We start from the raw sequence: 14,944 nt of genomic DNA on the forward strand, positions 1-14,944 counted from the left end.
GCGGCGACGCGGGCGCGCAGCACCTCGGGCGGGGCTTCCAGCCAGACGCCCTGGAAGGCGACGTCGCAGGTCTTGGCGAGAACCTCGGCGCGGGCGCGTTCCTCGGGCTTGAGGAACACCGCGTCGACCACCACCGAGCGGCCGGCCTTCAGGCACAGCGCGGCGTCGTGGAACAGCTGGTCGTAGGTCCTGGCGCTCATCTCGGGCGTATAGGCCTCGCGCGGCAGACGCTGCAGCGCGGGAACGCCCCACAGGCGCTTGCGGATCTCGTCGGTGCGCAGGACCACCGCGCCGGGCGCCGCGCCCAGGCCGGGGGCGCAAACCCGCGAGAAGGTCGACTTGCCCGAGCCCGACAGACCGCCGGCCGCGATCAGGCTGACCGGCTTGGGCGCCAGATGCTCCAGCGCCGTCTGCAGATAGGCCCGCGCGGCCTCGTCGTCGCCGGTATAGGCCCAGACGTGGGTGCGCACGGCGGCCCGAACGCTCAGCATCAGCGGCAGGGCCGCCAGGCCCGTCCACAAGCCGTCGCCGAACGTGCGGGCGGCCTCGTCCAGATAGGCGTTCAGCACCCGGCCCGCGGCGTCGCGGCGACGGCGGAAGTCGAGGTCCATCAACAGGAACGCCAGATCGTACTGGATGTCGATGTCCGACAAGGTGTCGTTGAATTCGATACAGTCGAACAGGATCGGCTGGCCGTTCTCGATCAGGATGTTCCCGAGATGCAGGTCGCCGTGGCAATGGCGGGCGAAGCCATCCTTGGCCCGGCCGTCCAGCAGGGGCGCGAGACGTTCAAGGGCGATGTCGGTCTCGTGCACCAGGCGCTCGACCGCCTGCTTGCCCAGGCGCGTCGCCAGGCCCCGCAGCAGGTTGGCGTTCGAGCGGATCGTATAGCCCAGGGCCGACACCCCACCGCCCTGCGGACGCAGAGGCGAGCCGGCGTGGAAGCGGGCCACCGTGCGGCCCAGCGAATCCTCCAACGCGTCGTCGATGGCCCAGGGCTGGGTGGCCAACACGCCGTTCTGGTCGAAGCGGCGCATCTCCAGCAGGTACTCGACGATCTCGCCCTCGCCGTCGATCTCGACGCCGCCGTCGGCCGTGCGCGTCAGGCGGCGCACCTCGCGATAGATGTCGGGCGCGGCGGCGCGATTGAAGGTCAGCTCACGCTCAAGCGCCCAGCGCCGCAGCTCCAGCGTCGAATAGTCCAGGAAGCCGAAATCGACCGGACGCTTCACCTTGAACGCCGAGCCGCCGATCAGGAACACCCGCGCGCACGAGGTCTCGATGGTGCTTTCCGCCCGCTCGCCAAACCAGGCGGCCACTTCCTGCTCGCGCGCGGCTTCCGCGTCCTTGGTCACGCCTGAAATCCCATCTGTTCCACGCACGAACCCGGCGCCGGCGCTCCATAACCGAAACGCGCCTCCAAGTCCTCTCGCGCGACCCTTGCTTATGGGTCATATTCGCGGCTAGATTGCATTGAAGCCAATATAGCGAGTTCTTCCAATGCTTGTCGGCGCGGGTCTGAAACGGTCGGGTCACAAGCGCGAGGAGATCCTCGCCTCGGCCAGGAACCTGTTCCTGCGCGAAGGCTACGCCGACGCCGGCATGGAGGTGGTGGCCCGCGCGGCGGGGGTCTCGACGGCCACGCTCTACGCCTACTTTCCCGGCAAGGCGGACCTCTTCCGGGCCATCGTCATGGAGACGGTGGCTGGCGTCGCGGCCCCCGTCCGCGAGGCCGTGCGCGTCAAGGGCGACGCCCGCTCGCGGCTGGTCGCCCTGGCCTGCGCCTACGCCAACTTCTTCTCGCGACCCGACACCCGCGCCCTGTTCCGCGTGGTGACGTCCGAACGCCGCCGCTTCGAGGACGTGGCCGAATACTTCCTGCAGAGCGCCCGCGACGAACTGGGCGGCGCGGCCCTGTCGGTGATCAACGACCTGGCCAGGGCCGGCGAGATCAAGGTCGAAAAGGCCTCCTGGGCCGCCGGCCAGCTGATGGGCATGCTGGACCACGTCACCTTGGTCCTTGGCCTCTCCGCTGGCGACGACGTCCAGCCCAGGCGACCGCTGAAGGACATCGCCGAGGACGCGGTGGAGACGTTCCTGGCGCGATACGGCGCGCGCGCCTGACGCCCGAAGCGTCGGTCGCGGCTTCAAACCAGCCCTACGGGAACAACCGCTTCGTCGTCCAACCGCCATCCGCGCGGCTAAAGACCAGCCGTTCGTGGAGACGGAAGGGGCGGTCGCGCCAGAACTCGAGGGTGGCCGGGACGACCCGGTAGCCGGACCAGTGCGGCGGGCGCGGAACCTTGCCGAGGCCGAATTTCAGGCCCATCTCGGCGACCCGTTTTTCCAGGGCCAGACGGTCCGGCAAGGGCTGGGACTGGTCGCTGGCCCAGGCGCCGATCTGGCTATGACGAGCGCGGCTGGCGAAATAGGCGTCGGCTTCGGCGTCCGAGACCGGCTCGACCACGCCGCGGATGCGCACCTGGCGGCGCAGCGACTTCCAGTGGAAAAGGATCGCGGCCTTGGGATTGACGGTCAGCTCGCGCCCCTTGGCGCTGTGGGTGTTGGTGTAGAAGACGAAGCCGCGCGGATCGAAGTCCTTCAGCAGCACCATGCGCGAGTCGGGCATGCCGTCGGCGTCGACGGTCGAGACCGTCATGGCGTTGGGGTCGTTCAGCTCCTTCTTGCCCGCCTCCTCCAGCCATTCGGCGAACAGAGCGAACGGATCCTCCTCCGACAACAGCGGCGGCGGGGTGGCCTCGGTCACCTGGCGGACGTAGTCGTCCTCGCTGGGCGAGGCGGGGATCAGGGGCTGGTCGGCGCTCATGGCCCTCATATAGGCCGCGCGCGGCCAAGGTGTCACCGGCGAGCCAGCCCCTACGCGAAAGTCTTAACTTAACGCCCCGTTGACCATCCGGGCGGCAGGGTCGCCCAATGACCGCCCGCGGCTCCGCCTTGACCCTATCGGCCGCCCGCGCCCTGCTGGGCGTGAGCGCCAACGCGGGCGAGCGCGAATTGCGCAAGGCCTATCGGGAAGCCGCCAAGCGGGCCCATCCGGACCGCCCCACCGGCGATGCGGCCCTGTTCCGCGACGTGCTGGCCGCCTATCGCCTGCTGCAGGAAGCCTCGGCCCGCCCCACCCACTTCCCACCGGCCGTGGCGGACGCCCCGCCCGTGGTCGACCGCGCCATCCTCGACATCGACATCGCCACGGCTTTCGCCGGCGGCGCCGAGACCCTGGCCATCGACGGGCGACAGCTCAGGGTGAAACTGCCGGCCGGACTGCGCGCCGGCGACAAGGTCCGGGTCGAAACGATCGTCTTCGAGGTCCGCCTGCGCCCGATGGACGGCGCCCTGGTGCGCGGCGACGATCTTTGGCTGACCGGCAAGGTCGCCCCGCGCGTCCTCGCCGAGGGCGGCCGGGTCGAGGCCGATACGCCGCTGGGTCCGCGCCTGGCCTGGATCTCAACCAAGGCGGCCGCGCGTGGCCTGGTCCGCCTGCCGGGACAGGGATTGCCCGCCCGCGCGGCTTATCGGGCCGGCGACCTCTTCCTGCGCCTGGAAGCCGCCGAACTCTCCAGCGAAAGCCCCGCCCGCTCGCTGCTGCGCCGCTTCGCGGCCGCCTGGGCGGCCTGAGCGACCCAATCCTCCCCCTAACGGGTGAGGTGTCGGCTCGAAAGGACGACGGAGGGGAAGAGGCCGAGGCGGTAGGGCTTCCCCTCCGGTCCTTCGGACCACCTCCCCGCTTGGGGGAGGATCTCTCCATTCCATCGCGCGCGATCTTTTTTATTCCCAGCCCTTGATATTAAATCGCACACGATTAAATCGTTCACATCATTCTTGAGCGAGGAGTTTCGCGATGACCACCCTCTACACCACCCGCGCCACCGTCGTCGGCGGCCGTGAAGGCCACGCCCGCAGCGAGGACGGCCTGCTGGACGTGCAGCTGTCCATGCCCAAGGCCCTCGGCGGCAAGGAAACCGGCACCAATCCCGAACAATTGTTCGCCGCCGGCTACGCCGCCTGCTTCCAGAGCGCCATGGCCCACGTCGCCCGCACCCAGAAGATTCCGCTGACCGGCTCCACCGTGACCGGTCAGGTTGGCCTGGCCGCCCAGGCCGTCGGTTTCAAGCTGGAAGTGGCCCTGGAGGTCGAGACCCAAGGGCTGAACCAGGCCGACGCCGAGGCCCTGGTCGCCACCGCCCACCAAGTCTGCCCCTACTCGAACGCCACACGCGGCAATGTTGACGTGGCCATCAGCGTCAAGGCGGCCTAACTAGTCATCCGACATGAGCAAGAAACCCGCGTCATCCCTGGACCCCGTCGAGGCCCTGCGCCTCGACAATCAGTTGTGCTTCGCCCTGTACGGCGCGACCAACCGGATGACGCGGCTCTATCGGCCCCTGCTGGACGCCATCGGCCTGACCTATCCGCAATATCTGGCCATGATGGTGCTGTGGGAGCAGAGCCCACGCACGGTCGGGGCCCTGGGAGACGCGCTGGATCTGGATTCCAGCACCCTGACCCCGCTGCTCAAGCGGCTGGAGGCCGGCGGCCTGGTCGAGCGTCACCGCGATCCGGACGACGAGCGCAGGGTCATCGTGGCCCTGACCGACAAGGGCCGGGCCCTGCGCGAACAGGCGGCGGAGATTCCGGAAAAGCTGTTCTGCGCGCTGGACATGCCGCTAGACGGCGTCATCACCCTGCGCGAACGGCTGAAGATCCTGGCGAAGTAGGCGCTTCAGGCCTGCGGGGGCGGCGCCTGGCGACGCGCCAGATGGGCGGCGTGGTCGGCGTCGCTGGTCTGGCGCAAGGCGCGCAGGTCCTCGCTGATCCGGAAGATCGCGACGTAGAACTCGCAGAACGCCCGCCACAGCAGCACGAGCGCGCCGGCGACCAGCAGGCCCGCGATCAGCACCGGGAAGGCCAGCAGCAGCGAGCCTACGCCCGGCTCCTTCAGGGCCAGGCCCACGGCGGCGCCGACCACCGAGAAGCCGAACAGCGCCACGACGCCCAGGCCCGCCCAATAGATGAAGTGGATCACCGGCCCGGTGACCAGGCGGTCAAAGGTCAGAAGATCCCACAGCAGCGAGTTGGACCCACGCTTGGTCTTGTTGGCCGGAGGCATACGGAACCCCAACTCGGCGAAAAACCGCCCTTCAGAGCGTGACAGCCAAAAGTGGCGCCGGTGACGGCGGCCATCACGATCTACCCAAGAATATAGAACCTTTTCATCCGGTTCGGATGATTCCATCCGCGCCGGAAAGGCTCGAGGGCCATCGCTAGCAGCGACAGGCCCGCTCGGCAATGCCGAGCGGGCCCGCGTTCGCGTCGTCGTGAACGGACGATGGCTTACTGCGGCTTGGCGCCCGCGACCGTCGCGTCGATCTGGGCCTTGGTGGCCGTCGTCGAGACGCTGCCGTCGGCGCCGGCGCTAAGGCTGTTGGCCGGCAGGGCGAACTTCACCCCGCCATTGGTGACGATGACGTTGGTGGAGCCGTCGGCGCCGGTGCTCGTGCCGCTGATCTGGCCCACGGCGACGCCTTGGGCGTCCTTCACGGCCGAGCCGACCTTGAAGCTGGCCACATTGGCCGAGCTCGGGGTGGCGGCGCTGTCGGCGGTGCTGGCCGACGGCGTCGTAGTCTGGGTGGTGGTCGTGCTCTGCGACGGCGCCGTGGTCGTGGTGGTCGACTGCGTGGGCGCGGCGGGCGTCATGGTCGATGACGGCGCCGTGGCCGAGGGCGTCGTCGCCGAGGGCGTGATGGTCTGGGTCGTGGTCGTCGAGGTGCTCTGGGCGAAAGCGGCGCCGGCGAACGTCAGGGACGCGGCGGCGGCGAGCAGCGCAAGCTTGTTGGTCATCTTCACTCTCCGTCGGGGGCCCCTCCCGACGAAACAACGTCACCTTGCCCGCCCGGTTCCGTCGACAATCCGACGCGGACTCTACCGGCGCGACCCCTGGAAGAGCGGCAGCGCCGAAATGTAGCTCTCCATCAAGCGGACCAGTTCGTCTTCCCGGCGGTCCGGATCGAGCGCCAGCTCCTGTTCGGCGGTCGCCGCGCGCAACAGGCCGACGACCGCGTGGGTCAGGACGAAACCGGCCTCTGGCGGCCCCCCTCTCCCGCAAGGGGAGAGGGGAATTCTACACCATCCCCACCGTCTTCAGGCGCGCGCGGGGGTGGATCTCGTTCTGGCTCATCACCACGGTCTGGCCGCGGAAGCGCTCGATGATCGAGCGGACGTAGGGACGCACGCCCGGGCTAGTCAGCAGGACCGGCGCCTCGCCGGCCAGGGCGGCGCGCTCGAAGGCGTCGCGGACGCCGCGGATGAAGTCCTGCAGGCGCGAGGGCGGCAGGGCCAGTTGCTTGTCGTCGCCGGGACCGATCAGGGCTTCGGCGAAGGCCTGCTCCCAGTCGGCCGACAGGGTGATGATCGGCAGGGCGCCGTCGTCGCCGCGATTGGCCCAGCACAGCTGGCGGGCCAGGCGCGCGCGGACCTGCTCGACCAGTTGAGTGACCGAAGCGGTGTGCGGGGCGGCTTCGCCGATGCCCTCCAGGATCTGCGGCAGGTCGCGGATCGAGACCCGCTCGCGCAGCAGCGACTGCAGGACGCGCTGGACGGTGGTGGCCGTGGCCGTGCCCGGGATCAGGTCGTCGACCAGCTTGCGCTGCGCCTCCGGCAGCTCCTTCAGGAGCTTCTGGACCTCCGCGTAGGAGAGCAGGTCGGCCATGTTCTCCTTGAGAATCTCGGTCAGGTGCGTGGTCAGCACCGTGGCCGGGTCGACGACGGTGTAGCCGCGGAAGGTGGCCTCCTCGCGCAGGTCGTCGGCGATCCAGGTGGCCGGCAGGCCGAAGGCGGGCTCGCGCACGTGCTCGCCGGGCAGCTCGACCTGACCGCCGCGCGGATCCATGGCCATCAGATTGCCCAGACGGACCTCGCCGGCGCCGGCCTCCATCTCCTTGATGCGGATGGCGTAGCCCTGGTTGGCCAGGCGCATGTTGTCGAGGATCCGCACGGGCGGCATGACGAAGCCGAACTCGCCGGCCAGAGTCTTGCGCAGAGCGCGGATCTGGTCGGTCAGCTTGCGGCCGTCCAGGTCGTTGATCAGGGTCAGCAGTCCATAGCCCAGTTCGATCTTGACGTCGTCGATCGCCAGGGAGGCGCTGATCGGCTCCTCCTCGGCCTCGGTCGGCGCGGCGGCCTCGAGCGCTGATGGATCGAGAGGCTGAGGCTCCCGAGCGTCCTTGATGCGCTTGTAGGCCAGGGCGCCGGCGCCCAGGGCCAGGGCGGCGAACGGGATGATCGGCATGCCCGGGATCAGGGCGATCACGCCCGACGAGGCCGAGACCATGCCCAGGCCCACCGGGTTCATGGCCAGCTGGGTGGTCAGGGCCTTGTCGGCCGAGCCCTCGACCCCGGCCTTCGACACGACCATGCCGGCGGCGATCGAGATGATCAGGGCCGGGATCTGGCTGACCAAGCCGTCGCCGATGGTCATGATGGTGTAGGTCGAGGCCGCCTGGCCGATCGGCAGCTTGTGCTGCACGACGCCGATGATGATGCCGCCGACGATGTTGATGGCGGTGATGATCAGGCCGGCGATCGCGTCGCCCTTCACGAACTTGCTGGCGCCGTCCATGGCCCCGAAGAACGTGCTTTCCTGCTCCAGCTCCTTGCGGCGGACCTTGGCCATCTCCTGGTCGATCAGGCCGGTCGACAGGTCGGCGTCGATCGCCATCTGCTTGCCGGGCATGGAGTCCAGGGTGAAGCGGGCGGCCACTTCGGCGATCCGGCCCGAACCCTTGGTCACGACCATGAAGTTCACGACGATCAGGATGATGAAGACGATCACCCCGATGACGAAGTTGCCCTGCATCATCAGGTGACCGAAGGCCTCGATCACCGCGCCGGCCCCGCCGGTTCCCTCCTGGCCGTGGCCCAGGATCAGCCGCGTCGAGGCGATGTTCAGGCCAAGGCGGTAGAGGGTCGAGACCAGCAGGACGGTCGGGAACGAGGTGAATTCCAGCGGCTTCTTGATCAGGATCGCCGTCATCAGGATCAGCACCGATCCCGTCAGCGAAATGGCCAGCAGCAGGTCCAGCAGGAACGACGGAACCGGCAGGATCAGCAGGACGATGATGCCGACCACGCCCAGGGCCAGGCCCATTTCGCCGCGCAGGAAGCCGTCCAGCAGCGACTTGGCGCTAGGCAGAGAGCTTGCGGTCGGGGCGGCGGCGTCGGCCATTCGGAACCTTGAACCGTGAGATCAGCGGACCAGCGCTTGAAGCGATTTGCGGCCCGCCGCCATCTCCTTAATGAAAATTAGCCATGTTCGGCGCCGGACCGATGGTCGCGGCGCCGCGACATCTTGCCCCCTAGGCGGCGGCCCCCACGCCGCCCTGCGGCGGTGGCACCTGCACGCCGGCGTCGGAATATTCCTTCAGCTTGTTGCGCAGGGTGCGGATCGAGATGCCCAGGATGTTGGCCGCGTGGGTGCGGTTGCCCAGGCAGTGCTCCAGGGTGTCGATGATCAAATGCTGCTCCACCTCGGCGACGGTCGAGCCGACGAAGGTGCGCGAGATGGCGTCGGCGGCCATCTGGGCGCCGCGGGCGACCGCGGCGTCCGGGGTCGGCGACATCGGCTGACCGTCCGGCAGGCGGATGGCGAACTCCTCAATCTCCTGACCGGTCGACAGCAGCACCGCGCGGTGCATGGCGTTCTCCAGCTCGCGGACGTTGCCCGGCCAGCGGTGGGCGATCAGCCGGCGCTTGGCCTCGGCCGAGATCGGCTTTTCCGGCACGCCATTGGCGGCCGAGTATTTCTTCACGAAGAACTCGCACAGGCTCAGCACGTCGGCCGGGCGCTCGCGCAGCGGCGGCAGGCGCAGGTTCACGACGTTCAGGCGATAGAGCAGGTCTTCCCGGAACGTGCCGTCCTTCACGGCCTGGGCCAGGTCGCGGTTGCTGGTGGCCAGGATGCGGATGTCGACCTTCACTGGCTTGGCGCCGCCGACGCGGTCGATCTCGCGCTCCTGTATGGCGCGCAGCAGCTTGGCCTGCAGGCGCGCGTCCATTTCGCTGATTTCGTCCAGCAGCAGGGTGCCGCCGTTGGCTTCCTCGAACTTGCCGATGCGGCGGGCCATGGCGCCGGTGAAGGCGCCCTTCTCGTGGCCGAACAGCTCGCTTTCCAGCAGGTTCTCGGGGATGGCCGCGCAGTTGACGCTGATGAACGGCGCCTTGGCCCGGCGGGACTTGCCGTGGACGTAGCGGGCCATGACCTCCTTGCCCGAGCCGCTTTCGCCGGTGATTAGGATCGAGGCGTCGGACGGGGCGACCTGGTCGGCCAGCTTGATGACCTGCTCCATCGCCGGGTCGCGGACGACCATCGGGCGCTCGTCGTCGGTCACGGCGGCCAGGACGGCGGCGATCAGCTCGGCGTCCGGCGGCAGGGGGATGAACTCCTTGGCGCCGGCCTTGATGGCGGCGGCCGCGCGCATCGGATCGGCGTCGACGCCGCAGGCCACCACCGGCACCCGCATCCGCTCGGCTTCGTTGGCGGCGATCAGGCCGGCGATGTCGAGCGAGTACTCGACCATCAGCAGGTCGGCGCCCTGCCCGGCCCGCAGCGCGTTGGTCGCCTGCTCCGTCGTTTCGACGTGCGAGACCTTCGCGCCCGCGTTCATCGCCATCTTCACGGCGACCGAGAGCTGCCCGTTCAGTTTTCCGACGACCAGAAGCCGCATCTCTTACTCTCCCGAAGCTCTTCCGAGGGAAGAACCCTGTTCCTGAAGTCTCGAGCGATCCGGAACCTTAGTTCTGGTCGCCGTCCTTGATGATTTCCGTCATGGTCACGCCCAGGCGCTCGTCGACGACGACGACTTCGCCACGGGCGACCAGACGGTTGTTGACGTAGATGTCGATCGCTTCGCCGACCTTGCGGTCGAGCTCCAGGATCGAGCCCTGCGAGAGCTGCAGCAGTTGCGCCACCGACATGTGGGCGCGCCCGAGCACCGCCGAGATGTTGACGGGAACGTCGAAGACCGGCGCCAGGTCGGAGGCGGTCTTGTCGGCGATCTCGACCGGCATTTCGGAGGCCAGCATCGAGCCGCCGAATTCGTCGAGCGTGAGATTGTCTTCGGCCATCGGATTCTAGCCTTCGCTACGTGAAGAGGGGTTCGGCGTGGAGACCTTCGGCGGCGATGGCCGCCTCCAGCGCTTCGGCGACGCGCTGGGCGGCGCCTTCTGGATCGAAGGCCGCGCGGCCATCGCCCCAGTCGAAAGTAAAGGCCGCCGGGGCCATGGCCCCGTCGGCGCGGGCGACGATCTGGCCCTGGTAGCCGATCTGCGCCGCCACGTTCTCCAGCGCCTGCTGGGTGCGCTCCTCCAGCTCCGGCGAAACGCGGACGAAGATGCGCGGCTGGGCCTCGACCTCGCGGGCCAGGGCTTCAAGAGCGGCCGTCACCGGCGCCTCGGGGAAGTGCGCCAGGGCGGCGTCGGCGATCTTGCGGGCGCAGGCCAGGGCCAGCATGGCCGCGGCTTCGCGGTGTTGGTGGGCCACCTGGGTCAGCGACCCAAGCGCCTCGCCCACCGCGCCGGCCACTTCGGCCAGGGCGTGAGCAGCCTCCTGCTCGGCGCGCGCCACGGCCGAGCGCTCGCCCTCGGCATAGGCCTGGGCCTTGGCCGCCTCGAGCTCCTCGGGGGTGAAGTTCTTCTTCACCTTGGGCGGCTCGTAGGCCACGCGACCGCGGTCGTCGAAGACCGTGTCGAAGCCGAATTTGCGAGGGGGGGTGTCGATCATGCCATCCGCCTCAGTAGATCAGCTCGTCGTCGCTGCCCGAACCGGCCAGCATGATTTCGCCCTTGGCGGCCAGGTCCTTGGCGACCTGGACCATGCCCACCTGGGCGGCGTCGACGTCCTTCAGGCGCACGGGGCCCATGCTCTCCATGTCTTCGCGCATGATCTTGGCCGCGCGTTCGGACATGTTGGAGAAGAACAGGTCGCGCAGCCGGTCCGAGGCGCCCTTCAGGGCCAGGGCCAGCTGTTCCTTCGGCGTGCCGCGCAGCAGGGTCTGGATGCCGCCCGGGTCCAGCTTCGAGAGGTCCTCGAACACGAACATCAGGGCCCGGATGCGCTCGGCCGCCTCGCGGTTGCGCTCTTCCAGGGCCGCGATGAAGCGGGCCTCGGTCTGGCGATCGAAGTTGTTGAAGATCTCGGCCATCATCTCGTGGCTGTCGCGCTTGGACGTGCGCGCCAGGTTCGACATGAATTCGGTGCGCAGGGTCATCTCGATCTTGTCGAGGATCTCGCGCTGCACCGGCTCCATCCGCAGCATGCGGGTGACGCATTCCAGGGCGAAGTCTTCCGGCAGGCAGGCCAGCACGCGCGCGGCGTGGTCGCTCTTGACCTTCGACAGCACCACCGCGACCGTCTGCGGATATTCGTTCTTCAGATAGTTGGCGAGCACGGCCTCGTTCACGTTGCCGAGCTTGTCCCACATGGTTCGACCCGCCGGACCGCGGATCTCCTCCATCAGGGCGTCGACCTTGTCCTGGGGCATGAACGAGGCCAGCAGGCGCTGGGTCTGTTCGTACGAGCCCATGATCGCGCCGGTCGAGCTCATGCCCGACACGAATTCGACCAGCAGGTCTTCGACCACCGACGCCGAGACAGTGCCCAGGCCCGCCATGGCCTGGGAGACTTCCTTGATTTCCTCGTCGTCGAGGGCTTCCCAGATCCGGGTGTGCTCCTCGCCCAGCGCCAGCAGGACGATGGCCGCCTTTTCGGGCCCGGAGAGCTTCTTGACGTCGTTGACCGCGACTTTCATGGCCGTCAGCTCGACTCATGCAGCCAGTTGCGCAGGATCGCGACCGACTCTTCGGGGTGCTTCTCGACGAATTCCGACACGCGCTTGATGGACGAGGCCTTCACCTGGCCCTCGATCTTGGCGATGTCGATGCGCTGGTCGATGTCGCTGACGGGGCCGGCGATGGCCATCGGCTCGCCGGTCTCGTCCACGACCACGTGCTGCTGGGTGCCGTCCGACAGGGTGACCAGGCGCGTCACCGGCTGGCCGGGTCCCGACAGGGCCGCCACCGCCACGGGCTCCGACAGGTTCTTGATGAACGGCCGGACCGCGAACAGCAGGATCAACAGGGCCACGACGCCCAGCACGCCCAGTTCGGCGAAGCGCATGATGTCGTTCTTGTCGAAGCCCGACAGCAGGCCCTGCTTCTCCAGGCCTTGGTCCTCGGGGCTCGGGAACTTGATGTTGGTGACCTTCACCTGGTCGCCACGCGTGGCGTCGAAGCCGACGGCGGTCTTCACCAGGTCCTCGATCTGCTGGATCTCCTGGGCCGATCGCGGGGTATAGGCGCCCGGCTTGCCGTCCTTGCCCATGGGGGCGGTTACGCCATCGATGGCGACGGCGACGGCGACCTTGCGGATCGTGCCCGGCTCCTGGACCGTGGTCTTCACGGACTTGGAGATCTCGTAGTTGGTGACGCTTTCGTTGGCGCCGGCGCGCGACCCCAGCTGCTGGAAGCCGTTGTTGGCGGCCTGGCCGGGAACGTTGGCCGTCGCCGTCGTGCCCGAATTGTCCTCGTTCTTGTTTTCCTGGCTGTTGGACTCGTTGGTGCTTTCCGAACGCACCACCTGGCCGTCGGGATCGAACCGCTCCTCCTGGGTGGTGACGCGGTTGAGATCCAGGTCGGCGGTGACGTTGACGCGAGCCTTGCCCGGACCCAGCACGCCTTCGATCATGTCCTTGACCGTCTTGGCGATGCGCTGCTCGACCTCGGTCTTGCGGTCCTGAGCCTCCTTGCCGGCCAGGCTCTCGTCGCTGGGCGCCGAGAGGGTCTTGCCGTGCTGATCGATGACCGCGACCTTCTCGGCCTTCATGTTCGGGACCGACGAGGACACCAGGTTCTGAATCGCGCGGACCATGTCCGACGACGGCTCGCGAGAGCCCACGCCGATGGTGACGGCGGCCGACGGCTGCTCGGCGTCTTCCTCGAACAGCTGGCGCTTGGGCAGGACAAGGTGGACGCGGACGCTGTTGACGCCCTGCATCGCCTTGATCGTGCGCTCCAGCTCGCCCTGCAGGGCGCGCTGGCGGTTCAGTTGCTGGACGAAGTCGGTCTGGCCCAGGGCGTTGCCGCCGTCGAAGATCTCGTAGCCGATCGAGCCCGAGCTCACGAGACCCTTGCCGGCGACCATCAGGCGCGCGCTGGCGACCTTGTCGCGCGGCACCATGATCGTCGAGCCGTCGCCCTTGGTTTCATATTTGATGCCCGCCTGGTCGAGGGCCTGGGTGACTTCCGAGGCTTCCTTGAGATCCAGGTTGGAATAGAGCAGTTCGCTGGGCTCCTTGCCCATGAACATGATCAGGGCCACCAGCACGGCCACGACGCCCGCGCCGACGCCCAGCATCGCGGCGAGACGCCCGACGCCAAACCTCTGAATTGAAGCCAGAAAGCTTTCCACGAAGCCCCATCCCCTGATCAACGACCCCGACGGGGACGCCCGGCCAACGCGAACGAAGCGCTTGCCGGTAGGCAGGATTTACCCAGTACAAGGTAAACGAGGCGTTTATATTTGGGGCCGCAAACGCCTTCCCGAGGCGCCAAAACGTCGCGGCCGCGCCCTTTCGGGCGCGGCCGCGGAACGTCTTCAAACCCTTGCGGTTCAACGCCCGCGGGGGTTTTCTGCCGTCGGGGGACGGTCAAGGCGACGCACCCCTGCCCGATCCTAACGGTACTGCTGGATCCGCGTGGTGCGCAGACCCGCCAGGCCGTGCCGATCGATCGACTGCTGCCAGGCGAGGAATTCCTCGTTGGTCAGCTTGTAGCGATCGCAAGCCTCGTCGAGCGAGAGCAGACCCCCGCGAACGGCGGCCACGACCTCGGCCTTGCGACGGATGACCCAACGCTGGGTTTCCGGCGGCGGCAAGTCGGAGAGAGTCAGGGGCGCGCCGGTCGGACCGATCACGTACTTCTCACCCCGGCTGTTTGTGCGCTGCTGCTGCAACATGGCTTTACGCCTTTCCCACAACCATCACTGTTGGAGGCCACTATAGGCGCCGCCCAATAACAGCGGCTTAATTCCAATAGTAAAGAAAGGCCTAAACAAGATGGCTCCTTAGCAGTCCTTAATGTCTCAACGTGAGACACAAGAATTAAAGAACGTTAAATCCCGTGATTAGCGCTTAATGTTCAGCAGCTCCTCAAGCATTTGGTCGGCGGTCGTGATGATTTTCGAAGACGCCGAGTAGGCGCGTTGCGTGGTGATTAGCCCCGTGAACTCCGTCGACAAGTCGACAGTCGAAGCTTCCAGCGTCGAGGGCGCCAGCGAACCGGCGCCGCCCTGGCCCGGAGGCTTCAGGCTGTAGGTGCCGCTCTCGTTGGTGACGCGGTAGGCGTTGCCGTTAACCCCCTTCAGGCCGTTCGGGTTCGAGAAGGTGGCGACCGCGACCTGGGCGATCCGGCGTGTGACGCCGTTGTCGAAGATGGCCGAGACGTAGCCGTCCTCGTCGACCTCGATGTTGGTCAGGTTGCCGAAGGCGGTGCCGTTGGTGTTGACCGACTGGACGACCGACTGGCTGTTGTACTGGGTCAGGCCACCGGCGGCGCTGGCCAGGTCGATCTGGACGTCCTGGGTGTCGATGCCGAGGGCGTCCGCCCAGGTCGGCAGCTGAACCGCCGGAGGAACGGCCGGGGTGGTGCCCGAGGCCTGGATCGAGATCGAGGTCGGGTTAGTGCCACCGAACAGGGTGCCGGTGCTCTGCAGCTTGCCGTCGGTGGTGAAGGTCACGATGCCCGTGCTGATCTGGCCGTTGGCGTTGTTGGCCAGATCGCCCGGCTTGGCGCGCAGTTCGGCGTACCACTGGTTCGGACCGGGGCCCTTCAGCAGCGACAGGGTGACGGTGCGCTGGCCGCCCTTGGAGTCCGA

16 protein-coding genes and 1 pseudogene are annotated in these 14,944 nt (G+C 67.8%); 4 read left to right on the forward strand and 13 right to left on the reverse strand.

Annotated elements, in window-relative coordinates; genetic code table 11:
- Positions 1-1,355, reverse strand: a 1,355-nt coding sequence (locus VJ655_RS06455) for an AAA family ATPase (protein ID WP_324110241.1), incomplete at its 3' end; no start/stop codon positions are given.
- Positions 1,356-1,500: 145 nt separating this feature from the next.
- On the opposite strand from VJ655_RS06455, the gene VJ655_RS06460 reads away from it, so the two are divergent.
- Positions 1,501-2,124 (forward strand): TetR/AcrR family transcriptional regulator, encoded by a 624-nt coding sequence (locus tag VJ655_RS06460; RefSeq protein ID WP_324110242.1) that lies wholly within the window; start codon positions 1,501-1,503, stop codon positions 2,122-2,124.
- Positions 2,125-2,158: 34 nt separating this feature from the next.
- Here VJ655_RS06460 and pdxH read toward each other — a convergent pair whose 3' ends face one another.
- Positions 2,159-2,827 carry a pyridoxamine 5'-phosphate oxidase gene (gene pdxH, locus VJ655_RS06465; protein WP_324110243.1) on the reverse strand — a complete coding sequence of 223 codons (669 nt, stop codon included), beginning with the start codon at positions 2,825-2,827 and terminating at the stop codon, positions 2,159-2,161.
- A gap of 107 nt (positions 2,828-2,934) precedes the next feature.
- Here pdxH and VJ655_RS06470 point away from each other — a divergent pair, with 107 nt between their 5' ends.
- From VJ655_RS06470 to VJ655_RS06480, 3 genes are all read left to right on the forward strand, one after another.
- On the forward strand, positions 2,935-3,636 hold the full coding sequence (locus VJ655_RS06470) for a DnaJ domain-containing protein (RefSeq protein ID WP_324110244.1): 702 nt from the start codon (positions 2,935-2,937) through the stop codon (positions 3,634-3,636).
- Between the two features lie 223 nt (positions 3,637-3,859).
- On the forward strand, positions 3,860-4,276 hold the full coding sequence (locus VJ655_RS06475; RefSeq protein ID WP_324110245.1) for an organic hydroperoxide resistance protein: 417 nt from the start codon (positions 3,860-3,862) through the stop codon (positions 4,274-4,276).
- 13 nt (positions 4,277-4,289) lie between these two features.
- Positions 4,290-4,736, forward strand: coding sequence for a MarR family transcriptional regulator (locus tag VJ655_RS06480; RefSeq protein ID WP_324110246.1), 447 nt, complete (start codon positions 4,290-4,292; stop codon positions 4,734-4,736).
- 5 nt (positions 4,737-4,741) lie between these two features.
- Here VJ655_RS06480 and VJ655_RS06485 read toward each other — a convergent pair whose 3' ends face one another.
- The 11 genes and pseudogenes from VJ655_RS06485 to VJ655_RS06535 all read right to left on the reverse strand — a co-directional run.
- Positions 4,742-5,140, reverse strand: coding sequence for a DUF4282 domain-containing protein (locus VJ655_RS06485; protein WP_324110247.1), 399 nt, complete (start codon positions 5,138-5,140; stop codon positions 4,742-4,744).
- 212 nt (positions 5,141-5,352) lie between these two features.
- The gene (locus VJ655_RS06490) at positions 5,353-5,859 is read right to left on the reverse strand and encodes a hypothetical protein (protein ID WP_324110248.1); all 507 of its coding nucleotides are present in this window, start codon (positions 5,857-5,859) and stop codon (positions 5,353-5,355) included.
- A gap of 81 nt (positions 5,860-5,940) precedes the next feature.
- Positions 5,941-6,105, reverse strand: a pseudogene (locus tag VJ655_RS06495) (TetR/AcrR family transcriptional regulator); the annotation flags it as partial.
- 34 nt (positions 6,106-6,139) lie between these two features.
- A complete protein-coding gene (gene flhA / locus VJ655_RS06500; RefSeq protein WP_324110249.1) occupies positions 6,140-8,242 on the reverse strand; it encodes a flagellar biosynthesis protein FlhA in 2,103 nt (700 codons plus the stop codon).
- A 130-nt stretch (positions 8,243-8,372) separates the two neighbouring features.
- Positions 8,373-9,740, reverse strand: a complete 1,368-nt coding sequence (gene flbD / locus VJ655_RS06505; protein ID WP_324110250.1) for a sigma-54-dependent transcriptional regulator FlbD — start codon at positions 9,738-9,740, stop codon at positions 8,373-8,375.
- Positions 9,741-9,807: 67 nt separating this feature from the next.
- Positions 9,808-10,140, reverse strand: a complete 333-nt coding sequence (gene fliN, locus VJ655_RS06510) for a flagellar motor switch protein FliN (protein ID WP_324110251.1) — start codon at positions 10,138-10,140, stop codon at positions 9,808-9,810.
- A gap of 16 nt (positions 10,141-10,156) precedes the next feature.
- Entirely contained in the window at positions 10,157-10,795 is a 639-nt protein-coding gene (locus VJ655_RS06515; protein ID WP_324110252.1) for a flagellar assembly protein FliH, read from the reverse strand.
- Positions 10,796-10,805: 10 nt separating this feature from the next.
- Positions 10,806-11,822 (reverse strand): flagellar motor switch protein FliG, encoded by a 1,017-nt coding sequence (gene fliG / locus VJ655_RS06520; RefSeq protein WP_324110253.1) that lies wholly within the window; start codon positions 11,820-11,822, stop codon positions 10,806-10,808.
- Between the two features lie 5 nt (positions 11,823-11,827).
- The gene (gene fliF / locus VJ655_RS06525) at positions 11,828-13,480 is read right to left on the reverse strand and encodes a flagellar basal-body MS-ring/collar protein FliF (RefSeq protein WP_324110254.1); all 1,653 of its coding nucleotides are present in this window, start codon (positions 13,478-13,480) and stop codon (positions 11,828-11,830) included.
- A 264-nt stretch (positions 13,481-13,744) separates the two neighbouring features.
- The gene (sciP, locus tag VJ655_RS06530) at positions 13,745-14,026 is read right to left on the reverse strand and encodes a CtrA inhibitor SciP (protein WP_047410412.1); all 282 of its coding nucleotides are present in this window, start codon (positions 14,024-14,026) and stop codon (positions 13,745-13,747) included.
- A gap of 168 nt (positions 14,027-14,194) precedes the next feature.
- On the reverse strand, positions 14,195-14,944 hold a 750-nt coding region (locus VJ655_RS06535; RefSeq protein ID WP_324110255.1), incomplete at its 5' end, for a flagellar hook-basal body complex protein.

This window comes from Caulobacter sp. (assembly GCF_035254145.1).
GTDB lineage: Bacteria > Pseudomonadota > Alphaproteobacteria > Caulobacterales > Caulobacteraceae > Caulobacter.